General features: G+C 66.0%; 26 protein-coding genes. 16 read left to right on the top strand and 10 right to left on the bottom strand.

What is annotated here, in order from left to right:
- Nucleotides 1-146: 146 nt before the first annotated feature.
- Entirely contained in the window at nt 147-1,226 is a 1,080-nt protein-coding gene (locus tag ACH13J_RS02635; protein WP_397541754.1) for a pyridoxal-phosphate dependent enzyme, read from the top strand.
- Nucleotides 1,227-1,232: 6 nt separating this feature from the next.
- Here the strand turns inward: ACH13J_RS02635 and lpxK are convergent, their stop codons facing one another.
- Genes lpxK through ACH13J_RS02620 form a run of 3 tightly spaced genes read right to left on the bottom strand, consistent with a single transcriptional unit; the run spans nt 1,233 to nt 3,711 of the window.
- Nucleotides 1,233-2,243: a tetraacyldisaccharide 4'-kinase gene (gene lpxK / locus ACH13J_RS02630; protein WP_397541779.1), complete on the bottom strand. Its 1,011-nt coding sequence runs from the start codon at nt 2,241-2,243 to the stop codon at nt 1,233-1,235.
- On the bottom strand, nt 2,243-3,463 hold the full coding sequence (locus tag ACH13J_RS02625) for a glycosyltransferase N-terminal domain-containing protein (protein WP_397541753.1): 1,221 nt from the start codon (nt 3,461-3,463) through the stop codon (nt 2,243-2,245). The genes lpxK and ACH13J_RS02625 overlap by 1 nt, the downstream gene beginning before the upstream one ends.
- 5 nt (nt 3,464-3,468) lie before the next feature.
- Complete coding sequence (locus ACH13J_RS02620; protein ID WP_397541752.1) at nt 3,469-3,711, bottom strand: DUF4170 domain-containing protein; 243 nt, start codon at nt 3,709-3,711, stop codon at nt 3,469-3,471.
- Nucleotides 3,712-3,857: 146 nt separating this feature from the next.
- Here ACH13J_RS02620 and ACH13J_RS02615 point away from each other — a divergent pair, with 146 nt between their 5' ends.
- On the top strand, nt 3,858-4,595 hold the full coding sequence (locus ACH13J_RS02615) for a glutamine amidotransferase (RefSeq protein ID WP_397541751.1): 738 nt from the start codon (nt 3,858-3,860) through the stop codon (nt 4,593-4,595).
- Between the two features lie 19 nt (nt 4,596-4,614).
- On the opposite strand, the gene ACH13J_RS02610 is transcribed toward ACH13J_RS02615, so the two are convergent.
- Nucleotides 4,615-5,277 (bottom strand): ChrR family anti-sigma-E factor, encoded by a 663-nt coding sequence (locus ACH13J_RS02610; RefSeq protein WP_397541750.1) that lies wholly within the window; start codon nt 5,275-5,277, stop codon nt 4,615-4,617.
- A gap of 6 nt (nt 5,278-5,283) precedes the next feature.
- Entirely contained in the window at nt 5,284-5,835 is a 552-nt protein-coding gene (locus tag ACH13J_RS02605) for a sigma-70 family RNA polymerase sigma factor (protein ID WP_397541749.1), read from the bottom strand.
- A 229-nt stretch (nt 5,836-6,064) separates the two neighbouring features.
- Between ACH13J_RS02605 and ACH13J_RS02600 the strand changes: the two genes are divergently transcribed.
- The 7 genes from ACH13J_RS02600 to ACH13J_RS02570 all read left to right on the top strand — a co-directional run bounded on the left by ACH13J_RS02600 (nt 6,065) and on the right by ACH13J_RS02570 (nt 11,917).
- A complete protein-coding gene (locus ACH13J_RS02600; RefSeq protein ID WP_397541748.1) occupies nt 6,065-7,366 on the top strand; it encodes an FAD-dependent oxidoreductase in 1,302 nt (433 codons plus the stop codon).
- Nucleotides 7,363-8,118, top strand: a complete 756-nt coding sequence (locus tag ACH13J_RS02595; protein WP_397541747.1) for a DUF1365 domain-containing protein — start codon at nt 7,363-7,365, stop codon at nt 8,116-8,118. Before ACH13J_RS02600 ends, ACH13J_RS02595 begins: the two co-directional genes overlap by 4 nt.
- Complete coding sequence (locus ACH13J_RS02590) at nt 8,115-9,338, top strand: MFS transporter (RefSeq protein WP_397541746.1); 1,224 nt, start codon at nt 8,115-8,117, stop codon at nt 9,336-9,338. Before ACH13J_RS02595 ends, ACH13J_RS02590 begins: the two co-directional genes overlap by 4 nt.
- On the top strand, nt 9,335-9,898 hold the full coding sequence (locus ACH13J_RS02585; protein ID WP_397541745.1) for a DUF3833 family protein: 564 nt from the start codon (nt 9,335-9,337) through the stop codon (nt 9,896-9,898). Before ACH13J_RS02590 ends, ACH13J_RS02585 begins: the two co-directional genes overlap by 4 nt.
- Nucleotides 9,895-10,629 (top strand): SDR family NAD(P)-dependent oxidoreductase, encoded by a 735-nt coding sequence (locus ACH13J_RS02580; RefSeq protein WP_397541744.1) that lies wholly within the window; start codon nt 9,895-9,897, stop codon nt 10,627-10,629. The genes ACH13J_RS02585 and ACH13J_RS02580 overlap by 4 nt, the downstream gene beginning before the upstream one ends.
- 66 nt (nt 10,630-10,695) lie before the next feature.
- Nucleotides 10,696-11,022 (top strand): DUF3775 domain-containing protein, encoded by a 327-nt coding sequence (locus tag ACH13J_RS02575; RefSeq protein WP_397541743.1) that lies wholly within the window; start codon nt 10,696-10,698, stop codon nt 11,020-11,022.
- Nucleotides 11,023-11,056: 34 nt separating this feature from the next.
- Nucleotides 11,057-11,917: an MBL fold metallo-hydrolase gene (locus ACH13J_RS02570; protein ID WP_397541742.1), complete on the top strand. Its 861-nt coding sequence runs from the start codon at nt 11,057-11,059 to the stop codon at nt 11,915-11,917.
- On the opposite strand, the gene ACH13J_RS02565 is transcribed toward ACH13J_RS02570, so the two are convergent.
- Genes ACH13J_RS02565 through ACH13J_RS02555 form a run of 3 tightly spaced genes read right to left on the bottom strand, consistent with a single transcriptional unit; the run spans nt 11,914 to nt 14,773 of the window.
- Complete coding sequence (locus ACH13J_RS02565; RefSeq protein WP_397541741.1) at nt 11,914-13,053, bottom strand: saccharopine dehydrogenase C-terminal domain-containing protein; 1,140 nt, start codon at nt 13,051-13,053, stop codon at nt 11,914-11,916. The two genes, ACH13J_RS02570 and ACH13J_RS02565, sit on opposite strands and share 4 nt — an antisense overlap.
- Nucleotides 13,054-13,055: 2 nt before the next feature.
- Entirely contained in the window at nt 13,056-14,111 is a 1,056-nt protein-coding gene (locus ACH13J_RS02560; protein ID WP_397541740.1) for a saccharopine dehydrogenase, read from the bottom strand.
- A gap of 11 nt (nt 14,112-14,122) precedes the next feature.
- Nucleotides 14,123-14,773, bottom strand: coding sequence for a histidine phosphatase family protein (locus ACH13J_RS02555; RefSeq protein WP_397541739.1), 651 nt, complete (start codon nt 14,771-14,773; stop codon nt 14,123-14,125).
- 206 nt (nt 14,774-14,979) lie between these two features.
- Between ACH13J_RS02555 and fdhF the strand changes: the two genes are divergently transcribed.
- Entirely contained in the window at nt 14,980-17,763 is a 2,784-nt protein-coding gene (fdhF, locus tag ACH13J_RS02550; RefSeq protein WP_397541738.1) for a formate dehydrogenase subunit alpha, read from the top strand.
- A 7-nt stretch (nt 17,764-17,770) separates the two neighbouring features.
- Here fdhF and ACH13J_RS02545 read toward each other — a convergent pair whose 3' ends face one another.
- Together ACH13J_RS02545 and ACH13J_RS02540 are read right to left on the bottom strand one after the other, a co-directional pair.
- Entirely contained in the window at nt 17,771-18,472 is a 702-nt protein-coding gene (locus tag ACH13J_RS02545; protein ID WP_397541737.1) for a response regulator, read from the bottom strand.
- Complete coding sequence (locus ACH13J_RS02540) at nt 18,469-20,388, bottom strand: hybrid sensor histidine kinase/response regulator (RefSeq protein ID WP_397541736.1); 1,920 nt, start codon at nt 20,386-20,388, stop codon at nt 18,469-18,471. The genes ACH13J_RS02545 and ACH13J_RS02540 overlap by 4 nt, the downstream gene beginning before the upstream one ends.
- A gap of 192 nt (nt 20,389-20,580) precedes the next feature.
- Between ACH13J_RS02540 and ACH13J_RS02535 the strand changes: the two genes are divergently transcribed.
- The 6 genes from ACH13J_RS02535 to ACH13J_RS02510 are packed head-to-tail and all read left to right on the top strand — an operon-like array spanning nt 20,581 to nt 25,488.
- The gene (locus ACH13J_RS02535) at nt 20,581-22,557 is read left to right on the top strand and encodes an AMP-binding protein (RefSeq protein ID WP_397541735.1); all 1,977 of its coding nucleotides are present in this window, start codon (nt 20,581-20,583) and stop codon (nt 22,555-22,557) included.
- On the top strand, nt 22,554-22,988 hold the full coding sequence (locus ACH13J_RS02530) for a hypothetical protein (protein WP_397541734.1): 435 nt from the start codon (nt 22,554-22,556) through the stop codon (nt 22,986-22,988). Before ACH13J_RS02535 ends, ACH13J_RS02530 begins: the two co-directional genes overlap by 4 nt.
- Nucleotides 22,989-23,807, top strand: coding sequence for an ATP-binding cassette domain-containing protein (locus tag ACH13J_RS02525; RefSeq protein ID WP_397541733.1), 819 nt, complete (start codon nt 22,989-22,991; stop codon nt 23,805-23,807).
- Between the two features lie 38 nt (nt 23,808-23,845).
- On the top strand, nt 23,846-24,850 hold the full coding sequence (locus ACH13J_RS02520) for an ABC transporter permease subunit (RefSeq protein WP_397541732.1): 1,005 nt from the start codon (nt 23,846-23,848) through the stop codon (nt 24,848-24,850).
- A 3-nt stretch (nt 24,851-24,853) separates the two neighbouring features.
- A complete protein-coding gene (locus tag ACH13J_RS02515) occupies nt 24,854-25,240 on the top strand; it encodes a VOC family protein (protein WP_397541731.1) in 387 nt (128 codons plus the stop codon).
- Nucleotides 25,237-25,488: a hypothetical protein gene (locus ACH13J_RS02510; protein WP_397541730.1), complete on the top strand. Its 252-nt coding sequence runs from the start codon at nt 25,237-25,239 to the stop codon at nt 25,486-25,488. Before ACH13J_RS02515 ends, ACH13J_RS02510 begins: the two co-directional genes overlap by 4 nt.

Here is a 25,488-nt window from a genome sequence, read left to right as displayed (position 1 = left end):
CCCGTGCAGCGGATGACGGAACCTGGTCCTCGCCGGCATGCCGTTTCGTGCAACATCGTTCCGCGAACGTCCGCCAGAAAAGTCAGCATGGATGCGGGGTGCATGTTACGCTGTCGCCAAAGGCCGGTTTTTACAGGGAGGCAGACATGGTCAGTGATGGAGTGCGCACGACCCGGGGGCGCGGACGGCTTTTCGACAGCGTGCTTGACACGATCGGCGACACGCCTTCGATCCGCGTCAACAATCTCGCCCCGGAAGGGGTGGAGATGTACGTCAAGGCGGAAGCGTTCAACCCTGCGGCCTCGGTCAAGGACCGGCTGGCAATCGGCATCATCGAACGGGCCGAGCAGACCGGGGCGCTGAAGCCAGGCCAGACCGTGGTGGAGGCGACGAGCGGCAACACCGGTATCGGCCTGGCGATGGTCTGCGCGCAGAAAGGCTATCCCCTGGTCGTCACGATGGTCGAGACGTTTTCCATCGAGCGGCGGCGCCTGATGCGGATGCTCGGGGCCAAGGTGGTGTTGACGCCCAAGGCCGAGAAGGGTTTCGGGATGTATCGCAAGGCCGTGGAACTGGCCGAGCGCAATGGCTGGTTCCTTGCCCACCAGTTCGAGACAGAGGCCAACGCCGACATCCACGAGGCCACCACCGCGCAGGAAATCGTGGGTGATTTCGATGGTCATCGGCTGGATTGTGTCGTGACGGGGTACGGCACCGGCGGCACTGTGACGGGCATCGGCCGCGTTCTGCGCAAGCAGCGCCCGGAGACGCGGATCGTGCTGTCGGAACCGGCCAATGCCGCGCTGATCGGCAGCGGCACCCCGCAGGAGCGCAACGACAGGGGCGAGCCGTCGGCCAGCCACCCTGCCTTCGAGCCGCACCCGATACAGGGCTGGACGCCCGATTTCATCCCGCTGGTGCTGCAGGAAGCGATCGACGAGGGATATTACGACGACCTCATCCCCGTGGCCGGGTCCGACGGCATCGCGTGGGCGCAGAAACTTGCGGCGCAGGAGGGGATCTTTACCGGCGTCTCGGGCGGGTCCACCTTTTCCGTGGCGATGCAGCTTGCCCGGACGGCGGAGCCGGGAACCGTAATCCTCGCCATGCTGCCCGACACCGGGGAGCGATACATGACGACGCCGCTCTTCGAAGGGATCCCCGAGGGCATGACCGAGCAGGAGCGGGAAATTTCCCGTTCCACGCCCGGCTACCAGCTGGACTGAAGCGGGTCATCGCGCCGCGCCGGCCCCCAGCCCGAGCCGGCAGAGTTCGGTGTCGAGCGCGGACCAGTCCGCGACCTCCAGCCTGACCGGCAGTGTCAGCACCTTCTGGCGGAAACCGGTCGGAAGCCGCACGGCGTCCTTTTCCGTCGTGACAAGCTGTGCGCCCAGAAGCCTGGCCTCGTTTTCAAGGCGCGTCATCAAGGCGGGGGTGAGCGGCTGGTGATCCTCCAGCGCCTCGGCACGGGCGAGATCCGCGCCGAGGCCGCGCAGCGTGGCAAAGAACTTTTCCGGATACCCGATCCCGGCAAAGGCCAGCGCCCGAGTTTCCGACCAGTCCATGCCGGTTTGCAGCGGGGCCAGCCGGCCGGTTAGCATCGGCACTGTTATCCTGTCCCGCCAATCCGCCGCGAACCGTGCCTGCGCGGCGTCGGCACCGATGGAAAGCACCATGTCGGCGCGTGACAGCCCGGCGCAAACCGGCTCGCGTAGCGGGCCGGCGGGCACGCAACGCCCGTTGCCAAAGCCCTGCACGGCGTCGACGACCACGACCGACAGGGTCTTGGCCACGGCGGGGTTCTGGAACCCGTCATCCAGCACGATCACGTCGGCACCCGCGGCCACGGCCCGGCGCGCGGCGGCGGCGCGGTCCTTTCCGACGATCACCCGCGTGAACGCGGCGATCAGCAGGGGCTCGTCGCCAACATCCCTGTAACCGTGGACGGCCGGGTCGACTTCCACCGGCCCGTCCAGCCGGCCGCCGTGGCCCCGCGACACCACCACCGGCGACACGCCGCGATCTTGCAGGCGCTGGACGAGGGCGATCACCGTCGGGGTCTTGCCGGTGCCCCCGGCATTGAGATTGCCGACACAGATCACCGGCACGCCGGGCCGGAATTCCGGCGCGCGGCCGACACGGCGCGACGTGGCGCGGGCGTAAACTGCGCCGAGCGGCGCCAGTATCCTTGCCAGCACCCCGGGACGGTCGGGTGGATTGCTCCAGAACCCCGGCGCGCGCATCACGAAGCGGCCCGCGTGTCGAGCGCCTCGTTCACGACATCGACCAGCCGGTCCATGACCGCCGCGCCCTGCGTGGCCACGTCCCACGCCGCATGGGCCATCGCCGCGGACTGGTCCGGCGGAATGATCGACTGCACCGCCTGCGCAAGCGAAGCGGCATCCCGCACGATGCGCGCTGCCCCGGCCTCGGCAAAGCGGGAATAGGCGGGCAGATACGCCCGCACATTGGGGCCGTAAACGATGGCCGACCCGTGGGCCGCGGGTTCGTTGGGGTCGCTGCCATGCGCGCCCTCGCACAGCGACCCGCCCATGAAGGTGATCGGCGCGATCCGGTACCACAACCCCAGCTCTCCGGCCGTATCGGCGAGGATGACCTGTGTCGAGTCGTCGGGCATCCCGCCCTCCGACCACGTGACATACCTCAGCCCGGCGGTGTCGAGTGCATCGTGGAATGGCTGCGTCTCGCCGGGGTCGTCCGGCAGGATCACGAGCAGCACCCTGTGGGACATGCGCATGACGCGGGCATTCGCCGAAAGGACGGTGTCGATCTCGTCCGTCCGCAGCCGCGCGGCCAGCCAGACCAGCCTGCCGCGCAGAATACCGGCGAGTTCCTCGCGGTCTTCCTCCTTGTAGGGTAGCGGCTTGGATTCCTCGCGCAGCGTGCCGGTGACCACGATGGGCGTCTCGCGCAGGCCGATACGACGCCTCAGGTAGGTCTCGGTGGCTGTGTTGCGGGCCAGCACCATCGACACGCGCTTCAGCGCCTGTCGCGACGCGTCGGGAAGCCAGCGCCACCCGGGACGTGACAGGTGCGCCTCGTCCGCATCGACAAGGTAGAGAGGAATGCCCTGCCGGTGCGCGAGCGTCAGCAGCCCTGGGCGCAGGGCGCCACCGGCCCAAAGACAGATGTCCGGGCGCCAGTACGAGAGAAAGTCATTGCCGTTCGAGCCCGAGTCGTCGGGGAGGGGGGCCACGATGACATGCGTCGGCTGCGTCTCGCGCGGTTCCGCGCCCTTGTCGGATGTCAGCAGCACGTGCAACCCGGGGCGCAGGGCGACAAGCCGTTCGGCCAATTGCGCGGCGGCGTCGGCATGGCTCTGCTGCGTGGCGTGGAACCACACCAGCTCTCCCGGCGGGCGCGGCCGGTCCGGCGTCGCCCCGGCCCCTGCCCTGTTGCGGCCGGGCGCGAGGCGTGCGCCGAGGAGTCCCGCGCGCCCCATCGGTCTCAGCCGAATTCCTCGGTCGGAGAGGCGGCGGCCTCTTCGTCGCGCAGGCGGTGGAGGTGGGCGATGAAGTAGCGCATGTGCGCGTTGTCAACGGTGCGCTGTGCCTCGGCCTTCCACGCGTTGTAGGCGCTTTCGTAATCGGGAAAGATCCCGACGATATGCAGGTCGTTCACATCCTTGAAGACGTTGCGCGAGGGGTCTTTCAACTCCCCGCCGAAGACAAGGTGGAGCCGCTGGGCCATTGGGTGTCCTTTCGCGGGTGGAATGTCGGCGCGCAGGGTATTCCTTTGCCCCGCGGGGTCAAGCACGCGCCGGGCGGTCGGGCCGCGCAGCTTGACGGGCGATGAGAAACCGGCCAGTCAGTGAACGTCAGCCGGAGACCACGTGGATGCGCAGACCGTTCCTGATCCTGCAATTGCGGCCCGAGACCGAGGCGGCCGATGACGAGTTCGCCGCGATCCTGCGCAAGGGCGGGCTGGAGCCGGACGAGACCCGGCGCATCCGGCTGGACCGGCAGGGATTGCCCGGCGACCTTCGCCTCGACGAGCATGCCGGCGTGATCGTGGGGGGTGGCCCCGGCTGCGTCAGCGACCAGCCAGAGGAGAAAACCCCGCTCGAGGCCCGGATCGAGGCCGATGTGCTGTCACTCATGCCCGCCATCGTCGAGGCGGATTTCCCGTTTCTTGGGTGTTGTTACGGTATCGGCATCCTCGGCAGGCACCTTTCCGGCGACGTTAGCAAACGGGCCTACTCCGAACCTGTCGGCACGTCGGCCTGCGAGGTGATGGCCGAGGGCAAGGAGGACCCGCTGCTGGAAGGCGTGCCGACAGCCTTCGATGCGTTCGTGGGCCACAAGGAGGCGTTACAGGCCCTGCCACGTGGATGCCGCCACCTTGTCCGGTCCGATGCCTGCCCCTACCAGATGGTGAAATACGGCCAGCACGTCTATGCCACACAATTCCACCCCGAGGCCGATGCCGACGGGTTCGAAACACGGATTCGCATCTACCGAAACAAGGGCTACTTTCCACCCGATACCGCGGACGAGCTGATCGCGATGTGCCGCCGTGCCGACATTTTCGCCCCCGAGATGGTTCTGCGCAACTTCGTCAGGCGGTACGGGTAGGCCGTACGCCGACCCGGTATCAGATACGCAGGAACGGCTGGGCCATGCGCGGCATCCACGACCGGAATTTCAGCGGCGCATCGGTGGCTGCAAGGCAGATGCAGTCGGCGCCGATGTCGGCCACGGGCGTGTGATCCACCTCTTCGTCGGCAACCTCGATGTCGCCGGGGCCGAAATGATCGATCTCGTCATCGAAAGCCCCCTGCAGCACGAGGGTCAGCTCTGTTCCCGCGTGTCCGTGATCTGGCACCGCGGCCCCTGCGGGGATGTACAGAAGCCGTGCGGTGGCATCGGGGGCGGTGGGCAGGATGGCCTGCTTGACCCCCATGCCGATGGGGCGCCAGCGCACGGCATCCAGATCCCCGCCTACGTACTCCTGAACGGGCGAGGGCAGCACACCCTTGGCCCGGGGCGCTGCCGGCCGTGCCGTGGCGGCCTGCCCGCCGCCCGCCTCGATCATGGCCAGTGTTGCCTCCAGGCTGCCGTCGGACATATCGGTGGCTGGCGCAGCTTCCACGAGGGCGCCGCCCAGCGCGTCGAACGCGCCAAGCCGGGCGCGGCACTCGTCGCACATCGAGATGTGCACAGCCACCGCCAGGCTGAACGCCTCCGGCAGCGTGCCTGCGGAATAGGCCATCAAAAGCCCGTCGGTCAGGTGGTGCTTTATCGTGTCTTGTTTCATCGTCGTCTACTTCATCGCGTGGCGGAGCCGGTCGAGTGCCAGCCTGATTCTAGATTTGATCGTGCCGAGGGGAAGGCCCGTCTCGGCGGCGATTTCGCTGTGGCTCAGATCACCGAAATACGCCTTTTCGATCAGTTCCTTCTGTTTGGGCGGAAGCGCCGTTATGGCATCCTCCAGCTTCCTGCTTTCCTGTTGCAGGGCCAGGATGTCCTCCTGGTCGGGCTCGTCCTCGGGCCCCCAGGGCAGATCCTCGGGTTCCGGGCGCTTCATCTTGCGCAGCGCGTCGATCTTCCGGTTGCGCGCGATCGTGAAGATCCACGTGGCCGCGCTGGCGCGCGCAGGGTCGTAGAGATGCGCCTTTTGCCACAACGTCGCCATCACCTCTTGCGCACATTCCTCCGCGAGCCCGGCATCCGCACCCGATCGCATCAGGAACGCCTTCACGCGCGGCGCGAAATGCCGGAACAGCGCCGCGAACGCCTTTCTGTCCTGGTGGTCGCGGATGCGGATGATGCATTCCGACCATTCCACGCCCTGATCGTCTGTTTCGTCCTTCACAGTCACCGGATCCGATACCGTTCGTTGCCGCCGCCCCCGGGTAACATGACCGGTTGGACGAGGCGAGACCAGCAGGTCATCGAACGGTGCGTCACCATTGTACATGATCGAGATACGCCCGGCGTTCACGGCCGGATCACAGCAGGGCAACAATTTTTATTGTCATCCGATCCCTTGCGGGGTGCGTAACCACCCCGATTGCAACAACAAGAAGCGGGTCAGTCGAATAATGCCGTTTGAAAGTGCCGCGCCGATGCGCAAGCAGATCGCCGTGATTGGCGCGGGGGTTTCGGGGATGGGGGCAGCTTATGCGCTCGCGCCGACACATGATGTTACGCTGTTCGAGTCGGAACCGAGGCTGGGCGGTCACGCGCGGACCGTCATGGCCGGCAAGCGGGGCGACCAGCCGGTCGATACCGGGTTCATCGTCTTCAACTACGCCAACTATCCCAACCTTTCGCGGATATTCGACGAGCTCGATGTTGCGGTCACGCAAAGCGACATGAGCTTCGGGGCGTCTGTCCGGGGTGGCCGGGTCGAGTACGGCCTGCGCGGCGCCGGGGCATTTTTCGCGCAGAAGCGCAACGCCGCCAACCCGTTCATGTGGGCGATGCTGCGCGACATATTCCGCTTCAACGCCCGTGCTGTCGAGATGTCCAGCGCGCATCCCGACCTCACCATCGGTGCGTTTCTCGATGCCCTTGGCATGGGCCGGTGGTTCCGCGACTATTACCTTTTGCCCCTGACGGGCGCGATCTGGTCCACCCCGACGCGGCAGGTCGAGGCGTTTCCGGCACAGGCGATGGTGCGTTTCCTGCACAACCACGGTTTGCTGAGCTATGACGGGCAGCACCAGTGGTATACCGTGGCCGGGGGCTCGACTGCATATGTCGAGCGTTTGGGGCGGGCCCTGCGCGCCCATGGGGCGCAGGTGCGGCTGGGCTGCCCGGTTCAGGCGGTGCGGCGTACCGGGCAGGGTGTATCGGTGCGGGTGCCCGGCGCCGACTGGCAGCATTTCGACGAGGTGATCTTTGCCACCCATTCCGACGTCACCCTGTCGCTGCTGGCCGACCCTTCCGAGGCGGAGCGCCGGGCGCTCGGGGCGGTGCGATACCAGCCCAACGACGTGGTGCTGCATGCCGACACGTCCGTGATGCCGCGCCGCCGGGCGGTCTGGTCGTCGTGGAATTACTCCGAAAGCCCGGCAAAGCGTGACGGCCAGATCGACATCACCTACTGGATGAACAGCCTGCAGCCCATTCCGCGGGATGATCCGCACTTCGTGACGCTCAACTCCAACCGCCCGATCCGCGAGGAGCTGATCTATGACCAGGTCACGCTCAGCCATCCGGTCTACGACCTTGCCGCGCTCGAAGCGCAGCGAACGGTGCGGGAGATGAACGGCGCCCGCGGCACATGGTTCTGCGGCGCATGGCTGCGCGACGGATTCCACGAGGACGGTCTGTCGACCGGGCTGGAGGCCGCCGAGGCGATCCTTGCGCGCGACACCGTCGCACTGGCGGCGGAATGACGTCTGTCGATCATATCCCCGGCCACACATGGCACGGCCGCAAGGGCGCGGTGGACAACGCGTTCCGCTACGGCATCGACTACGTGCTTCTGGATGCAGAGGCAGATGTGCAGGGGCCGGCCGGGTTCGGCCGCAACCGCCGCGCCCCGGTGTCGGTGCGTGATGTCGATCACGGCGGCCCGCCCGGCGCGGGGCGTGGCGCGGCGTGGGTGCGCGAGGTGCTCGCGGCGCGCGGCCTGCCGGCCCCGGCGCGGATAGAACTGCTTGCGCAGCCGCGTGTCCTCGGCCACGTGTTCAACCCGGTCGCGTTCTGGATTTGCAGGGACGAACAGGGCGACGTGCCGTTGGTGATCGCAGAGGTGACCAACACCTATGGCGACCGACATTCGTATCTTTGCCACCGTGACGACCTCGCCCCGATCACGGCCCGGGACAGGCTGACGGCGGACAAGATCTTTCACGTCTCGCCGTTCCAGAGGATCGAAGGTCGTTACCAGTTCCGATTCGACCTGCGCGCCGACAGGATCGGCATCTGGATCGACTTCACCGGCGGAAACGGTGGCGTGACGGCGACGCTCGTGGGCCGACGCAAGCCCCTGACGAGCCGGGGTTTGCTGACGGCCTGTTTGCGGCGGCCGTTCGGGTCCCGCCGGGTGCTGGCGCTCATCCACTGGCAGGCGCTCAAGCTTTGGTGGAAAGGCGCCCGGTTCCGCGCCCGTCCCGCCCCGCCGACGCAACAGGTCAGCCGATGAATGCCGCGCCCCGTCTTCCCGCCTTTGCGGTGTTCGCCGCCATGCTGGCGGCGGCTGGCCTGCCACTCTATATCCATGCGCCCAAGTTCTACGTGGATGCGCATGGCGTGTCGCTCGGCGCGCTCGGCACGGTTCTGTTCGGATTGCGGCTTCTGGATGTCGTGCAGGACCCCCTGCTGGGGAGGCTCGCCGCGGCATTGCAGGCGCGGCGGGGCGTATCGGTCGCCATCGGGGTGTGCGTCATGGCGGCGGCCATGGTCGGCCTGTTCGCGGTCACGCCGCCGATCGCCCCGCTTGCATGGTTCGCGGTCATGATGACGCTGATCTTCTCTGGATTCAGCTATCTCACGATCTGTTTCTATGCCGAAGGCGTTTCCTCTGCCGGACGAATGACGGGGCAGGGGCACCTAAGGCTTGCACGCTGGCGCGAGACCGGGGCGTTGCTGGGCATTTGCGCGGCTGCTGTCGCGCCGGTTCTGATCGGCGGTTACGGCATATTCGCGCTGGCCTTCGCCGTGCTCGCGGCCGGTGCCGTGCTCGCGATGCGGCACGAGTGGCGCGGTGCGCGGATCGGCGGCGGCGCGGGTTTTTGGGAGGTTCTGGGCGATCCGGTCGCGCGGCGGCTGCTGCTGGTTGCTCTGGTCAACGCGGCGCCGGTCGCCGTCACGTCGACCCTGTTCCTTTTCTTCGTGGAAAGCAGGTTGCAGGCGCCGGGGCTGGAGGGTCCCTTCCTGCTGATCTTCTTCCTGTCGGCGGCGGCCGCCGCCCCCGTCTGGGGCCGACTGGCCGAACGGGCAGGGGAACGCCGCGTTCTGCTATGGGCCATGGTCATGGCGATCGCGGCCTTTGGCTGGGCCGTTGCGCTCGGCGCGGGCGATGTCTGGGCCTTCGGGATCATCTGCGTGGTGTCCGGCGCCGCCGTGGGCGCGGACATGACCCTTTTGCCTGCCATGTTCGCCCGACGGATGGAGGCGGTATCGCCCGGGGCGAGCGAGGCTTTCGGGCTGTGGTCCTTCGTCTCCAAGTTCACGCTGGCGCTGGCGGCGGTGACGCTTCTGCCCCTGCTGGAGGCGGGTGGTTTTCGCGCGGGCGCAGACAATTCCGCCGGTGCGCTGTGGCTGCTGAGCCTGCTCTATGGCGGGCTGCCCTGCGTGCTGAAACTGATGGCGATCGGGTTCCTGGCCACGACGCGTTTCGGAGAAAGGGGTGTGCCCGCATGACGTGGCTTTTATGGTTCGTGTTCGGGGTTTTCGCCGCGCTGGCGGGGGTGGTGGTCTGGCAGCGCACCGCCGGTTTCGCGGCGCAAACGACAGCCGACTACGCCGGGCAGGAGCCGCGGATCGACTTGCGGGCCCATCTGCGCGGGCCGATCAAGTGCGAGGGGGTCATTTACGGTCCGCTCGGGCGCGTCGCCTCGCGTTTCGTCGGGGACTTCGAGGCAGAATGGGACGGCAACCGCGGGATCATGCGCGAGCATTTCCTCTATGACAGCGGCAACACGCAGGATCGGGAATGGCGGCTCGAGCTTGGTAATGACGGGCATATCCGTGCCGACGCGGACGATCTGGTGGGAACGGGGCTTGGCCAGCAGGAAGGTGCGGCCGTCAAGCTGAGCTATCGCATCCGCCTGCCCGAGGAGGCCGGCGGCCACGTGCTTGGCGTGACCGACTGGATGTATCTCGCGCCGAACGGGGTTATCGTGAATCGCAGCCAGTTCAGGAAGTTCGGCATAAAGGTGGCCGAGCTGGTGGCAACGATGCGGCGGGTGGATACGGTTTGACGGGGTTTGCGGGCAAACGCTATTGGCTGGTCGGGGCGAGCGAGGGGCTCGGCGCGGCGCTCGCGGCGCGGCTGAGCGCGGAAGGTGCCGACCTTGTGCTTTCCGCGCGCAACCGTGACCGTCTCGAGCAGTTGGCCGAGAATCTTCCCGGCCAGGCCGGTGTCGTCACGATGGATGTGCGCGACGACGACAGCGTTGCACAGGCCGTGCAGGAGGCGGGCGATGTCGATGGCATCGTGTTTCTCGCCGGCGTCTACTGGCCGATGTCGGCCAAGCAATGGGACCTCGATCACGGTGTGGCTATGGCCGACGTGAACTTCACCGGCGCATTCCGGGTGCTGGGCCGCGTCGTGCCGCGCATGGTCGAGCGTGACGCGGGGCATGTCGTGATCACCGGATCGCTGTCGGGGTTCCGCGGCCTGCCCGGCGCCGTGGGGTACGGCGCGTCAAAGGCCGGCGTCATGTCGTTGGCCCAGACCCTGCGCGCGGATCTTTGGCGTACGGGGGTGCGGGTGCAGCTCGCCAATCCCGGTTTCATCAAGACGCGCCTGACCGACAAGAACGACTTTCACATGCCCTTCCTGATGTCGCCCGAGCGGGCCGCCGACGAGATGATGGCGCTGATGCGCAGCAAGACCGCCTTTGACCGGCATTTCCCGCGTCTTTTCAGCCTTGTCTTCCGCTTGTCGCGGGTTCTGCCAAACTGGGCCTACTACAGGCTGTTTGCGTAAGATCAAGGTTTGCCCTTAACCTTGGTGGCAAGACTGGCCGTCGTACATGGGAACGGGAGACACGCGATGCTCGACATAAGCACATACAAGATCGCGCAGGTCATCCTGATGGCACGGGAACTCGACCGCGCCGAGGGAGAGTTGCGCGGTTTCATCGACAGGCTGACCGAGGAGGAGCAGGCCAGCCTTGTGGCGCTGATGTGGATCGGACGGGGCAGTTTCGGCGCCGACGAGCTGGAAGAGGCCAAGAGGACGGCGGCGGAGGAGGCGACCACGCCGACGGCCGATTACCTTCTGGGTTCGCCGCATCTTTCGGATCACCTCGAGAACGGGCTGGACGAGCTGGGTATCTCGGTGGTGGAGGAGGAAGACGATCTGGTGCGCCGGGGATGAAACCGGCGCGCGCAAGCGCGGGACCGTCCCGGACATGACAGGCGATCTGGAATGCCGGGTCTCGGATATTTCGCTTGCGCCGGGGCTGACCTGGTGCGCGGGGTGGTTCGCGTTGTGCAGGCTCGATCCCGGGACACTGGCCATTGGCGAGCCGGCCTATCACCAGAAGACGTGGTGCTATCTGCTCCGGGATGGCGAGGAGGCTCTTCTGTTCGACACGGGGTCGGGTCGGCGCCCGATCGCGCCGGTGCTGGCGCGGCACGCGCCGTCCCGTGTGCGGGCGTTTCCTTCGCACATGCATTTCGACCACCTCGGCGGCGCCGAGGCAGCGGGGCCACTGCTGGTCGCGGATCTGCCGTGTCTGCGCGCGGCCGAGCGCGACGGGCGGCTTATCCCGCCGGAGACCATGCATCTTGGCCATTACGAGGGCGTGGCACCCCCCGTTCTGCGCGTCGCGGGCCGGGCGCGGCCGGGTGATTTCCTGCGTATCGGGGCGCGGCGGGTGCAGGTGCTGCATACACCCGGCCATTCGCCGGACTCGGTCTCGCTTTGGGAACCGGCGCGCGCCCGCCTATACGCGGCGGATTTCCTCTATCCCGGCGAGCTTTACGCGCATACGCCGGGGGCGTCCCTGCCGGACTACCTGGATAGCCTGGAATACCTGTTGGACCTGTTGCCCGAAGAGGTTGAAATCCTGGGCGCCCACGGTGTGACCGAGGGCGGGGCCGATGACGTGCCGCGATTGGGGCGCGCGGATCTGGTGGGGTTGCACGACGCTGTTGCGGCACTGCTGGAAACCGCACCGCGGGACGGTGCGTGCCCGGTCAATGCGCGCATGACGCTCCTGCACTCGGCCGAGAGCTTCACCGCGTCACCGGGCAGGCACGGCCCCTAGAGGTGATCCACGACCTGTAGATGTTGCGCCAGCCGGTCGACCTCTCCCAGCAGGCGCTTGACGAGTTTCGGGTCGTGCGGCGCGGGGGTGACACCGGCGGGGATCTCGTGGTGCTGCACCGCCTCGACCACCATCGAGAGCGGGATCGACACCAGCCGTGCCATGGCCGTGCCGCGCGCGTCGCCCCAGGCATCCATGACATAGGTCTTGTGCCAGACGGTGCGGCCCTCGCGCTCCGCCTTCAGCGACACGCACAGCACGACGCGGTCCGGTTCGCCATCCTCATAGGCGTTCTCCTGCCAGAACTGGTCCGACATTTCCCGCAGCCGCGCCTCGCCGGCCTCGCCCTCCAACGTCTCGATCTCGGCAAAGACATCCGCCCATGCCTCTGACCAGCCGTTCAGCCTGAGCGTGCCGCGCACGAATTCCTTGACGCGCCAGGAAGGGTCGAAGCGGTAATCCTCGATGAAGGGGATGCTGTCGCGGTTCGGATAGACCTCGAAGGTCTCTGGCTCCGGCAGCGGCGCGGTGTAGCTGGAAATGGCGTCCCACGGCCGGGCGACCTCCAGCTCGGTGAAGTTGCGGATCGACCGCGAGGGCGAGCGCAGCGCCTTGAGAACGCCGAGCGGCGACCAGCTGAACTTGTAGCGGAAGGGGTTTGGATGCTTCGGGATTCCCCCGCAATAGGACGTGAAGGAAAGGTCGTTTTCGGGGTCGTAGGCATCCGAGCTGCGGTAATCATCCACCAGGTGATGCGCCATCAGGTGGTCGATGCCGGGGTCGAGCCCCACCTCGTTGACCGCGCAGACCCCGCGCAAAAGAGCCTTGGCATGCAGCTCGCGCATCTCGGGCGAGATGTAGGAGGACGAGACGAAATGCGCCCCCTTGTTGATGCACATCTCTGCCAGCGGCACGTGCCAGTCGCCGGGCAGCATCGACACCACCACGTCGCCCTCCTGCGTTTCGGCCGACAGCGCGTCGAAATCGAAGACGGCGATCCGGTCGGTGAGATCGCCCACCGCCTCGCGCGCCTTTTCGACGGTCCGGTTCCAAACCTTGACGTCATGGCCCGCCCCGATCAGGCGGCGCAGGCCGGGAATGGCCGAAAGGCCGGTGCCGCACCAGTGGATCGTCATGCTCATACCTCCTCGATGTGTTTGCGGAAAGTTGCCTCGGCGCGTGCCCAGACCCCCGAATCCAGCTTGTCCAAGCGCATCAGCGAGGGCAAGAGCTGCGCCGCGAAGTCTTCGGACGACTCCCGCGGCAGCAGCGAGGGCAGGTTGTCGATCGCCATGATGTCGAGCGGCGGATCGTCATGGACCCGCGTCACCGGCGCGGCCCAGCTGGTGGCGTGGTCGTATACCGGCACCGGGTTGTAGTCGCTGTCGGGATCGCAGGCAATGTCGCCCACCACGGTCAGACGGCGCTCTGCGGTCAGCGCAGGGGACGGCACGAAGACAGGCGTGCCCGGCCGGGCGAGAATGCAGTTGAAAAAGATGTCGTGGGCGAGGATTTCCGGAAAGGGGCCGCCGTGGCGCGTTTCGTCGATGTCCCACCGTGTCGGCGCGATGCCCATGGCCTCGCAAAGGTCCGCGGCACCGGTGCCGACCCGGCCGAGCGCACCGATCACGATCGCCGTGGGCCGTGCATCGCCCGCCGCGTCCAGGTCGCGGCGCAGTTCGGACAACAGCGCCTCCTTGTCGGGCCATGTCGCCACCGGCGGGCAGATCCCGCCCTGCCGCTGTGCGGCCCATGCCTTGAGCGAGACCGCTGCGCCGGCATAGCCCGCCCAGTAGCCGAAGGCCGCCACGCGCCGACCGTCGCCGTCGGTGAGGTATTCAAGGTCGTAGAGCGTGCCGCCCCCGGCCTTGAACCGCTCCAGCAGCCGCCGCCCGGTGTGCTGACCCTTGTACGCGTGGCCGAACATGATGTGCCGATGGGGCAGGGGCGTGCCGTCATCGGGCAGTTCCTTGAGCCCCAAGATGATCGCGTCACGCGGCGCGTCGGGCCAGCTGCCGGCGGGGGCGATATCGCAGCCCGCCGCGGCATAGTCGCCCGCCGGCAGGATGCGCGTGGCGCTTTCCTCCACCGTCACCCGGACCCCCCGGGTAACCAGTGCCCCCGCCCCCTCGGGCGTGAGGCCTGTCCGCTCCTCGTTCGGGCGCTGTTCCGCGCGCACCCACAGATGTGTCATGGCCGTCTCCGTCAAATGAATGTTCGCGCATGCGCCCGGTCGGGCGCGTCGAGGTGCGGCGTGGCGTTGAACGTGCCCACCATCAGCATTCCGTGGACGTATTCCAGCCGGTGCAGCGAGCTGTTCATGACCTGCAGCATCACCTTGGCCATGCCGCCGTTCTCCAGCCCGAAGGCATGGCGCATGACCATTCCGATCACACCGCCGGAGGTGACGACGAGCACCCGTCCGTGCCCGTCGCAGAGCTCCTCGATCAGCGCCGTCACACGGTCGGCGAAATCACCGAACCGTTCCGGCACGCCGTCGATGGCATCGCGCGTCCAGTGGTCGATCACCTGGGGCAGGTAGCGGGCGAATTCACTGGCGTCCCGCGGCGCGGGAATACCGTGCTGCGCCTCCATCGCCGCGGACAGCGAGAAATAGTTCAGCTCGTTCAGCCGCGGGTCCTGCACGTTTATCCGGTAGCCCATGGCGTGCGCGGTGTCGGCCTGGCGGGTCAGCGTGCCGGTGATGACACGGTCGAAATGCGGGTTCGTGGCACGGAAATGCGCGCCCAGCCAGCGCGCCTGTTTCCGCCCCAGATCCGATAGCTGGTCATAGCTGGCCTCGTCCGCGGCATGGCTGTTCGCCTGCCCGTGTCTCACCAGTACGATTTCCGCCACGCTCGCCCTCATCCGCAGTTCGGGCGGCACACTAGCGCCCGGCGTGCCCAGTTGAAAGCGGTATGCGGCCCCCGTGGCCGGCGGGATGTAACCGATTGGAAACGCCGTGCCGCGATGGTGGCGCAAATCCGCATGCAGGTGTCGGGATTGGTGGACCCCATCGTTTGACTAGATGGTGTAACATGTCCGGCAAAGGAGGCGCGCCAATGTCCGAAACGATCCGATTCACACTGGATGGCAAGGAAGTCGAGGCCGAGGCAGGGCAGACGATCTGGGAAGTGGCCAATGGCCGCGGTCTGAAGATCCCGCATCTGTGCCACAAGCCCGCGCCGGGCTATCGCCCCGACGGCAACTGCCGGGCCTGCATGGTCGAGATCGAGGGCGAGCGCGTCCTTGCCGCCTCCTGCATCCGCGAGGCCAAGGACGGCATGGTCGTCAGGACCGATACCGAACGCGCCGAGAAGTCGCGCAGAATGGTGATGGAACTCCTTCTGGCCGACCAGCCTGCGCAGGAAGAAGCGCACGACAAGTCGAGCCATCTGTGGGACATGGCGGCGCTCAACGGGGTGGCCGGCAGCCGCTTTCCGGCGATGGAGAAGGACCGGGTTCCGCTGCTGGACGACAGCCACGTGGCGATGCGCGTCAACCTCGATGCCTGCATCCAGTGCAACCTGTGCGTCCGGGCCTGCCGCGAGGTTCAGGTCAACGACGTGATCGGCATGGCTGGCCGCGGGCATGACAGCTTCCCTGTGTTCGATTTCGACGACCCGATGGGCGAGAGCACCTGCGTCGCCTGCGGCGAATGCGTTCAGGCCTGTCCCACCGGCGCGCTGATGGAGGCCACGGTCGTCGACGACAATCAGGTCGGCGACAGTGCCGATTACGACCGCGAGGTCGAGAGCGTCTGCCCGTTCTGCGGCGTGGGTTGCCAGGTCAGCCTCAAGGTCAAGGACGACAAGGTAAAGTATGTCGACGGCATCAACGGGCCGGCAAACGAGGGGCGCCTCTGCGTCAAGGGGCGGTTCGGCTTCGACTACATCCACCATGACCACCGCCTGACCAAGCCGCTGGTCCGGCGCGCGGACGCGCCCGCCAAGGGGCTGAACGTGGACCCGTCGAACTGGCAGGATTTCTTCCGCGAGGCGAGCTGGGACGAGGCGCTGGATGCCGCCGCGCGCGGCCTCAAGCGGCTCAAGGATGACTATGGCGGAAAATCGGTGGCAGGCTTTGGCAGCGCCAAGTGCACCAACGAGGAGGCCTACCTGTTCCAGAAGCTGATCCGTCAGGGCTTTGGCCATAACAACGTGGATCACTGCACGCGGCTGTGCCATGCCTCCAGCGTGGCCGCGCTGATCGAGAACGTGGGCTCGGGCGCCGTGACGGCGACCTTCAACGAGATCGAGAACGCCGACGTGGCCATCGTGATCGGCGCCAACCCGGTGGAGAACCACCCCGTCGCTGCGACGTATTTCAAGCAGTTCACCAAGCGCGGCGGCAAGCTGATCGTGATGGACCCGCGCGGCGTGGGCCTGCGCCGCTTTGCCACCCACATGCTGCAGTTCAAGCCGGGCACGGACGTGTCTATGCTGAACGCGGTGATGGCCACAATCGTCGAGGAGGGCCTCTACGACCAGCAGTACATCGAGGCATTCACCGAGAACTGGGAGGCCGAGAAGGAGCACCTCGCCCAGTTCGCACCCGAGAAGATGGAGGATATCTGCGGCATCCCGGCCGAAACGCTGCGCGCTGTGGCGCGCGATTTTGCCGGGGCGAAATCGGCGATGATCTTCTGGGGCATGGGCGTGTCACAGCACATCCACGGAACGGACAATTCGCGCTGTCTGATCAGCCTCGCGCTGATGTGCGGGCATGTGGGGCGTCCGGGCACCGGGCTGCACCCGCTCAGGGGGCAGAACAACGTGCAGGGCGCCTCCGATGCCGGGCTGGTGCCGATGTTCCTGCCCGACTACCAGTCGGTGACCGATGACGGGGTGCGGCACGCCTTTGCCGAGGTCTGGAATTCCGGTGACTTCAGTGACGAGAAGGGACTCACCGTCACCGAGATCATGGACGATGTCCATGCCGGCAACATCCGCGGCATGTACATCCTCGGCGAGAACCCGGCCATGTCGGACCCGGATGTCGACCATGCCCGCGACGCGCTGGCCAAGCTGGACCATCTGGTGGTGCAGGACATATTCCTGACCGAGACCGCGAACTATGCAGACGTCATCCTGCCGGCCTCCGCCTTCTTCGAGAAGTCGGGCACGGTGACCAACACCAACCGGCAGGTACAGATGGGCCGGCCGGCGGTGTCGCCGCCGGGCGAGGCCCGGCAGGACTGGGCGATCACCGTGGAACTGGCGCGGCGGCTGGGGCTCGACTGGCGCTATGACGGCCCGGCGGACGTGTTCGCCGAGATGAAGCTCAACATGAAGTCGCTAGACAATATCACGTGGGAGCGTCTTGAGCGCGAGAACGCGGTCACCTATCCCTCGACCTCGCCCGAGGACCCCGGGCAGGCCATCGTGTTCGGCGACGGGTTCCCCCGGCCGGAGGGGCGCGCCCGCTTCACCCCCGCCAGCATCATACCGCCCGACGACGTGCCCGACGCCGATTACCCGATGATCCTGACCACGGGCCGGCAGCTGGAACACTGGCACACCGGGTCGATGACGCGGCGGGCCAGCGTTCTGGACGCCGTGGAGCCCGAGGCGAGCTGTTCCATGCATCCCTCGACGCTGCGCCGGATGGGGGTGGAGCCGGGCGGGCGCGTGCGGCTTGTCACCAAGCGCGGGCAGGTCGAGATCATGGTGCGCGCCGACCGCGCGGTCGCGCCGGACATGGTGTTCATGCCGTTCGCCTATGTCGAGGCGGCGGCGAACATCCTGACGAACCCTGCCATCGATCCCTACGGCAAGATTCCCGAGTTCAAGTTCTCGGCCGTGCGTGTCGAGGTGGTCGATCCGGCGGCGGTCGCGGCCGAGTAGGGGGGCGTCACCGCCACGTGACGTCCCCGAGAAAGATGTATCCCGCGCCGTAGATCGTCTTGATCAGGCGCGGGTTCTTGGGATCCTCGCGCAGCTTGGTGCGCAGGCGGGAAATGCGGACATCCATCGCCCGGTCAAAGCTCTCGCCGGCCGCCCCGCCGAGGGCCTCCTGCATCGCCTGTCGCGAGATGAGCCGCTTGGGGCGTTCGAGGAAGAGCCGCAGCACTTCGCCCTCGGCCTGGGAAAAGGGTGTTTCGGTTCCGCTCTCGTCTTCCAGCGCATAGCGGTCGAAATGGGCGGTCCAGCCGTTGAAACGGGCGGTGTCGCCGGTGTGCGCGGCGGCTGTGTCTCTCCGCAGGCGGGCACGAATGCGGGCCACCACCTCGGCGGGATCGAACGGCTTGATGATGTAGTCGTCGGCGCCCAGTTCCAGCCCGGTCACGCGGTCCTGCACCTCGGCCCGGCCCGAGATGATGATCACCGTCGCCCCCTGCTCCAGCGCCAGCCGGTGCACCAGCGTCAACCCGTCGCGGTCCGGCAGCGAGAGGTCGACAAGGCAGATATCCGGCCGTGTCTGGCGGATCGCCGCCTCGAACTCGGTCGCACGGGAAAAGGCCATCGTGCGAAACCCCGCCTCCGACAGCGCGTCCGACAGCATCGCGCGGATTGCCGGCTCGTCATCGAGGATGGCGATCAGGGGCGCGGTCACGATCCGCCCCCGTCCAAGGTGGCCGAACCGAGGATGCCGGCAAGTTCCGCCGCGGCGAAGGGTTTGCGCAGCACTGGAACGCGCGCGACGGCCGCCTTGTGCAGCGGGTCGTCGGGCGGCAGAGAGGTCATCAGACAGGCCGGTGGATGGTCGCGGGGCAGGGTTTCGAGCAGGTCGAGCCCGGTTTCGTTCCCCTCAAGGGAAATGTCCGACAGGATCGCGGAAATCTCGGGCAACTGCGCGATCAGCATCCGCGCCTCTTCGACCGTGGTGGCCTCGATCACGCTGTGGCCGGAGTCCCGCAGCATTCCGCGGATCGTGTCCCGCAGGTCGGGGCTGTCCTCGACCAGCAGCACGAGGCCCGGCCGCTTTTCGGCCTCTGCCTGCCTGAGCGGAAGGCGTATCGTCACGCGCCCGCCCGTGTCGGAATTGCCGAGGTGCACGCGCCCCCCTGCGAGCTTCGTCATGTCGTACACCATCGCCAGCCCCAATCCAGAGCCTTCGCCGCCCTTGGTGGTGAAAAACGGCGCCAGCGCGTTTTCCAGCGCCTGCGCGGAAAATCCCGGCCCGGTATCCTCTACGGTGAATTCCAGCCAGGTGTCGCGCACCGCCCGCGCGGTGAGCGTGATCCGCCCCGACGCGCCGCAGGCATCGCGCGCGTTGATCACGAGGTTCAGAAGCGAGTCCTGCAACATGCCGGGGTCGAGCCGGTAGGCGGCCGCCGCCGTCAGGTTGTTGACCGACAGGCGGACACCTTCCGGCATGGTGGACAACGCCATGGTTTCCAGATCGCGCAGGAAAATGCCCAGGTTCGTGGGCCGCGGCTCGTGTTCGCGGGGGCCGGTCATCGTCGCGATCCGGTTCAGCAGGCTGCCGCCCCGCCGTGCGGCCGAAACGGTGCCGGCGATCAGGCCGCCGGCCTCGTCCGGCAGATCGAGGCGTTGCAGCTTGGACTGCATGCCAAGGATGATGGTCAGCAGGTTGGAAAAGTCGTGCGCAAGCCCGCTGGTCAGCTGCGCGGCCATCTCGCGGCGCCGGGTCTGCTGCAGGGCGGCGCGCGTCTGGGCCTCTTCGGTGACATCCATTGACAGGATATAGACACCGCCCTGGTCGTCGTCGGGGGTAAAGGCCACGCGAATCCGGCGCGAGCTGGGGTCGTGCGTGAACTCGAAAACCGAGGGGCTGCCGGAAAACGCGGCGTCGAGACGCTCGCGGATGGCCGCGTATGCCTCGGGCCCGAGCGCGTCCTCGATGGGCAGTCCCACGATATCCGAGCGCGAGCCGGGCATGATCGTGCTCAGCCGCCGGTTGGAATAGGTGTATCGCCGATCGGCCCCGACATGGGCAATGTGGGCGGGCATCATCTCGGTCGTCAGGCGGGTACGTGCCTCGGACGCGGTAAGACGGCGCTGCGCCTCTTCCAGCGCCGTGATCGTCGCCTCCAGTTGGCGGTTGGTTGCGGCGAGTTCCTCGGAATGGCTCAGCAGCTGGTCGGACAATTCCTCGGACCGGGCGCGAAGGAGCGTCTCCTGCCGCTTGACCCGCGTGATGTCGGTGTAGACGGTCACCCACCCGCCCTCGGGCAGCGGGGAGCCCTCGACCGAGATGGTGCGCCCGTTGGCGCGGGTGCGCTCCATGTAGTGCGGTCTGAACGCCCGCGCGGTTTCCACCCGGGCGCGGATCGCCTCCTCGATATCGTCAACCGGGCCATATTCGCCGCGCGTGACAAGGTGCCGGATCGTGTCCTCGAAGCGCGCCCCCGGCGTCACGAGCATGTCGGGCAGGTCGAACATCTCCTGGAAACGGTGGTTGCAGACGGCAAGCCGCAGGTCGCGGTCGTATATCGACAGGGCCTGCTGTATGAGGTTGAGGCCCGCCATCGTCATGGCGGCGGTATCTGTTGTCTCGCGGGTCATGGTCCTCAACTCCTCGTTCATGGCTAGCACCGCCCACGGGCGTCGAAAAGGGGGCTTGGCGGTGTTACAATTCGTTGGATTCACGCAATCATCAGGAAAGAGTTGACGGCGACCGTTCCTCTCACGCTCTATTGAAGGCGTGACTCGCCTCAGGGCGATCTGTTCGCACCGCGAACAAAGGGAGGAGAAAACTTGGCCACGTCGTCACAGGCGGCGGATGGACTGGCGTCCATCCCGGCGCTGTTGCAGCGCAACGCGAGCCGTTACGCAGATCGCCCAGCCTATCGCGAAAAGGAGTTCGGCATCTGGCAATGCTGGAGCTGGGCGGACGCCGAGAAAGAGATCGAGGCGCTTGGGCTGGGGTTCCTGAACCTCGGTGTGAAAGAGGGCGATTTCATCGCGATCGTGGGCCGCAACAGGCCGCATTTCTACTGGTCGATGGTCGCCGCGCAGTCGGTGGGCGCCATTCCCGTGCCGCTCTACCAGGACGCCGCGGCCGAGGAGATGGCCTTCGTGATGGAGCATTGCGGCGCGCGCTTCGCCGTGGTCGAGGACCAGGAACAGGTCGACAAGCTGATCGAGATACAGGATGAGCTGCACCAGCTGGAGCACATCATGTACGTCGATCCGCGCGGCCTGCGGAAATACGATCACCACAAGCTGCACCGCTTCACCGACATCCAGGAACAGGGGCGGGCATCCTACTACGAGTTCATCGAGGACCTGACGGCGCGGCGCGAGAAGCTGGACTATGCCAGCACCTGCGTGATGCTCTACACCAGCGGCACCACCGGCAAGCCCAAGGGCGTGGTGCTGAGCAACCGTAACATCATCGAGGCCTCCAAGTCCTCGGCAGAGTTCGACAACCTGACCGAGCACGAGGAGGTGCTGGCCTACCTGCCGATGGCATGGGTGGGCGATTTCATATTCTCGATCGGGCAGGCGTACTGGTGCGGCTTTTGCGTCAACTGCCCCGAGAGCCCCGACACGATGCAGACAGACCTGCGCGAGATCGGGCCGACCTACTACTTCGCGCCGCCGAGGGTGTTCGAGAGCCAGCTGACCAACGTGATGATACGTATGGAGGATGCTGGCCGGGTGAAGCAGTGGCTTTTCCACCATTTCATGGACCACGCGCGCAAGGTCGGTCCGGCGATCCTCGATGGCAAGAGCGTCAGCGGGTGGGACCGTCTCAAGTACGCACTGGGGCATGTGCTGGTCTACGGACCGCTCAAGGATACGCTCGGCTTCGGGCGGGTGCGGGTCGGATACACCGCCGGCGAGGCGATCGGGCCGGAAATCTTCGAGTTCTACCGATCGCTCGGCATAAATCTCAAGCAGCTTTACGGCCAGACCGAGGCCAGCGTCTTCATCACGTTGCAGCCTGACGGCGAGGTGCGCAACGACACGGTGGGTGTCCCCGCCCCGGGCGTCGAGGTCACCGTGGATGAGAACGGCGAGGTCTGGTACCGCGGCGCGGGGGTGTTCGAGGAATACTACAAGAACGCCGAGAGCACGCAGAAGACCAAGACACCGGATGGCTGGGTGGCTACGGGCGACGCCGGCTTCTTCGAGGAGGGCAGCGGACACCTGCGTATCATCGACCGCGCCAAGGACGTGGGCAAGATGGCCGATGGCAAGATGTTCGCCCCGAAATACGTGGAGAACAAGCTCAAGTTCTTCCCCAACATCCTCGAGGCGGTGGTCTTTGGCAACGACCGGTCGGAATGCACCGCTTTCATCAACATCGACCTCAACGCGGTGGGCAACTGGGCGGAGCGCAACAACATCGGCTACGCGTCCTACCAGGAGCTGGCCGGCCATCCCCGCGTGCTGGAAATGATGCGCGAGCATGTCGAGGAAGTGAATGCCAGCCTCGCCGAGGACCCGATGCTGGCCCATTGCCAGGTGCACCGCTTCGTCGTGCTGCACAAGGAGCTGGATGCCGACGACGGCGAGATCACCCGCACGCGCAAGGTGCGCCGCGGCGTGGTGTCGGAAAAATACGAGGACCTGATAACCGCGCTCTACGATGGGTCGGAGGAGGTCTCCACCACCACCGAGGTGACCTACGAGGACGGCCGCAAGGGCCATATCAGCGCGACGCTGAAGATTTGCGAGGCGAAGGTGGTGCCTGTGGACGCGCCGCGCAAGGAGGCGGCGGAATGATGGCCATGACATACAAGGTGCCGATGAGCTTTCGACCACTCGGTCTTTGGGCAATAGCTTTGATAGTTATTGGGGCGCTGTGGGCGTTGTATGCCCCGAATTGTCTAGGCACGTCATTTTCATATGTGGCCATTTTTGGAGCGGGCGTATTTTGCTTTATTTTTGGCACTTTCTTTGGACTAGGCGCATCGGGTTCAAACGGAGATCAACTCATTGGCACCAGCCGCAGTGAACAGGACTCCGGTTACTCTGACATTCTCCGGAGCAATGTTTGGTTGACTATGATTTATGCATTTCTGTTCGGCTGGGTGGGATTGATTATGTCACTAATTACGGTCGGTTCGGGGTGGATGCTCGGCATCCTAGCTTGCTTTAACGTTTTGCCGGAGCTCGGTGACTATCGTTGCATTGAATGTCAGGGGATGAAGTAAATGCTTGACGCCTCAGAAGGCTACACCACCGAGGACGGCCGCACCATCGGCGGCGTGGTGATGGAGATGAAGAACATCACCCTGCGCTTCGGCGGGGTGGTGGCGATCAAGGACATCTCGTTCGACATCCGCGAGGGCGAGATCCGCGCGATCATCGGGCCGAACGGCGCGGGCAAGTCCTCGATGCTCAATGTCATCAGCGGCTTCTACAACCCGCAGGAGGGCGAAGTCTGGTACAAGGGGCAGAAACGCCCGCCGATGAAACCCTACCAGGTGGCGCGGCAGGGAATCGCACGCACCTTCCAGAACATCGCCCTGTTCGACGGGATGAGCGTGCTGGACAACATCATGACCGGGCGCATCCGTCACATGGAGGCGGGGCTGCTTGCACAGGCGATCTGGAAGGGCAAGGCCGAGCGCGAGGAAGTCGAGAACCGCGAGGTGGTGGAAAAGATCATAGACTTCCTCGAAATCCAGAACATCCGCAAGACGCCGGTGGGCCGCTTGCCTTACGGCCTGAAGAAGCGGGTGGAGCTGGCGCGCGCACTGGCCGCAGAGCCGTCCATCCTGCTGCTGGACGAACCGATGGCGGGCATGAACGTCGAGGAGAAGGAGGACATGTCGCGCTTCGTTCTGGACGTGAACGACGAGTTCGGCACCACCATCGCCCTGATCGAGCACGACATGGGCGTGGTGATGGACCTCAGCGACCGCGTCGTGGTGATGGATTACGGCAAGAAGATCGGCGACGGCACGCCGGACGAGGTGCGGGGCAACCAGGCCGTCATCGACGCCTATCTGGGGGTGGCGCATGACTGAGGTGAACCGCGCGCCGCGGCTGAAATAGGAGGATGCACATGCCTGAGCAGTTGCTATGGGGAATGGAGGTGTTCCTGAACGGGCTGATGGCGGGTGTGCTCTACGCGCTCGTGGCCCTCGGCTTCGTGCTGATCTTCAAGGCCAGCGGCATCTTCAACTACGCGCAGGGGGTGATGGCGCTCTTCGCGGCGCTGACGCTGGTGGGTATCATGGAGGGTCAGGTGCCCTTCAGTCACCTGATCAACGCCATCTTCGGCACCGAGATCCATCATTTCGGCTGGCACGTGCCGGCGCTTCTGGCGATCGTTCTGACGATGGGGGTGATGGTCGTGCTGGCTTGGCTGATCAACAAGCTCATCTTCCAGCACCTTGTGAACCAGGAGCCGATCATCCTGTTCATGGCCGCGATCGGGCTGGCCTATTTCCTCGAGGGGTTCGGCGACATGATGTGGGGCGCCGACATCAAGGAACTCGATGTCGGGCTGCCACAGGGCATCAACGCGACCATCGAGGAAGTGACCTACCAGATCTTCGGCTACGGCTTCTTCATCGACAATCTCGACCTCGTGGCGACGGGTGTGGCGGCGCTGCTGGTCATCGCGCTGGTGATCTTCGCGCAATACACCAAGCAGGGCCGTGCGATGCGCGCCGTGGCCGACGACCACCAGGCGGCGCTGAGCGTGGGCATCTCGCTCAAGTTCATCTGGGTGATGGTCTGGTCGCTGGCGGGGTTCGTGGCGCTGGTCGCAGGCATCATGTGGGGCACCAAGTCGGGCGTGCAGTTCTCGCTCTCGCTGATCGCGCTCAAGGCGCTGCCGGTGCTCATGCTGGGCGGCTTTACCTCGATCCCCGGCGCCATCGTCGGCGGGCTGATCATCGGGGTGGGCGAAAAGCTTTTCGAGTTCTGCTTTGGCCAGGGGGCCTGTTTCGGCTGGTCCCTCGGTGGGGCCACGGAGAACTGGTTCGCCTACGTTCTGGCGCTGATCTTCCTCGTCTTCAGGCCTCAGGGGCTCTTCGGCGAAAAGATCATCGAGAGGGTGTAAGGCATGATCCACAAATCGCGCATCGGTGTCGTCTGCATTGACTGCCAGACCGCGGACCTGACGGGGGCGATGGCGTTCTGGTCGCGCATGCTGGGCATGGATGCCGAGCTTGACGAGCGGGGGAAATACGCGATTTTGGGCGGACATGCGGGGCACCCCAAGGTCCTTTTGCAGGCCGTGGACCATGCGCCGCGCGTCCACCTGGACATCGAGACGGATGACATGGAGGCCGAGCGCGACCGGCTTGCCGATCTCGGCGCGGTGGAAGTTGCCCGCATCAACGAATGGATCGTCATGGAGGCGCCGACCGGGCATCGCTTCTGCCTCGTCGCGCCGCAGGGCGACGACTGGCCCGGCGACGCGGCCGAATTCGGGGGAAAGGGCGGATGACCAAGCTCGTCGCCATCGTCAACGTCGTGGCCTGGGCAGGGTTCTGGGCCTTTGGGTACCTCGCGCTGTCTGCCGAGGTAGACGACACCGCCCAGATGGTGACGGCCGCGGTTCTGGCCGCCCTCGGCGGGGGCGTCGGGATGCTCGCCTATTTCTGGCTGGTGCGCCATTCCGAGGCGACGGGCTATGCCAAGGCGCCCAACCGCGCCGTGAAACAACAAGACGAAGAAACCGGGGAGGAAAGCTGA

Source organism: Roseovarius salis (genome assembly GCF_044472985.1).
Classification (GTDB): Bacteria; Pseudomonadota; Alphaproteobacteria; order Rhodobacterales; family Rhodobacteraceae; genus Roseovarius; species Roseovarius salis.
This window is presented reverse-complemented; position numbering and strand designations above follow the sequence as displayed.

Bases quoted from the DNA above. Each gene is read 5' to 3' on its own strand.
- ACH13J_RS02635 (WP_397541754.1), top strand. From the start codon at position 147: ATGGTCAGTGATGGAGTGCGCACGACCCGGGGGCGCGGACGGCTTTTC.
- lpxK (WP_397541779.1), bottom strand. From the start codon at position 2,243: ATGCGCGCGCCGGGGTTCTGGAGCAATCCACCCGACCGTCCCGGGGTG.
- ACH13J_RS02625 (WP_397541753.1), bottom strand. From the start codon at position 3,463: ATGGGGCGCGCGGGACTCCTCGGCGCACGCCTCGCGCCCGGCCGCAAC.
- ACH13J_RS02620 (WP_397541752.1), bottom strand. From the start codon at position 3,711: ATGGCCCAGCGGCTCCACCTTGTCTTCGGCGGGGAGTTGAAAGACCCC.
- ACH13J_RS02615 (WP_397541751.1), top strand. From the start codon at position 3,858: ATGCGCAGACCGTTCCTGATCCTGCAATTGCGGCCCGAGACCGAGGCG.
- ACH13J_RS02610 (WP_397541750.1), bottom strand. From the start codon at position 5,277: ATGAAACAAGACACGATAAAGCACCACCTGACCGACGGGCTTTTGATG.
- ACH13J_RS02600 (WP_397541748.1), top strand. From the start codon at position 6,065: ATGCCGTTTGAAAGTGCCGCGCCGATGCGCAAGCAGATCGCCGTGATT.
- ACH13J_RS02595 (WP_397541747.1), top strand. From the start codon at position 7,363: ATGACGTCTGTCGATCATATCCCCGGCCACACATGGCACGGCCGCAAG.
- ACH13J_RS02590 (WP_397541746.1), top strand. From the start codon at position 8,115: ATGAATGCCGCGCCCCGTCTTCCCGCCTTTGCGGTGTTCGCCGCCATG.
- ACH13J_RS02585 (WP_397541745.1), top strand. From the start codon at position 9,335: ATGACGTGGCTTTTATGGTTCGTGTTCGGGGTTTTCGCCGCGCTGGCG.
- ACH13J_RS02575 (WP_397541743.1), top strand. From the start codon at position 10,696: ATGCTCGACATAAGCACATACAAGATCGCGCAGGTCATCCTGATGGCA.
- ACH13J_RS02570 (WP_397541742.1), top strand. From the start codon at position 11,057: ATGACAGGCGATCTGGAATGCCGGGTCTCGGATATTTCGCTTGCGCCG.
- ACH13J_RS02565 (WP_397541741.1), bottom strand. From the start codon at position 13,053: ATGACGATCCACTGGTGCGGCACCGGCCTTTCGGCCATTCCCGGCCTG.
- ACH13J_RS02560 (WP_397541740.1), bottom strand. From the start codon at position 14,111: ATGACACATCTGTGGGTGCGCGCGGAACAGCGCCCGAACGAGGAGCGG.
- fdhF (WP_397541738.1), top strand. From the start codon at position 14,980: ATGTCCGAAACGATCCGATTCACACTGGATGGCAAGGAAGTCGAGGCC.
- ACH13J_RS02540 (WP_397541736.1), bottom strand. From the start codon at position 20,388: ATGACCCGCGAGACAACAGATACCGCCGCCATGACGATGGCGGGCCTC.
- ACH13J_RS02530 (WP_397541734.1), top strand. From the start codon at position 22,554: ATGATGGCCATGACATACAAGGTGCCGATGAGCTTTCGACCACTCGGT.
- ACH13J_RS02525 (WP_397541733.1), top strand. From the start codon at position 22,989: ATGCTTGACGCCTCAGAAGGCTACACCACCGAGGACGGCCGCACCATC.
- ACH13J_RS02520 (WP_397541732.1), top strand. From the start codon at position 23,846: ATGCCTGAGCAGTTGCTATGGGGAATGGAGGTGTTCCTGAACGGGCTG.
- ACH13J_RS02515 (WP_397541731.1), top strand. From the start codon at position 24,854: ATGATCCACAAATCGCGCATCGGTGTCGTCTGCATTGACTGCCAGACC.
- ACH13J_RS02510 (WP_397541730.1), top strand. From the start codon at position 25,237: ATGACCAAGCTCGTCGCCATCGTCAACGTCGTGGCCTGGGCAGGGTTC.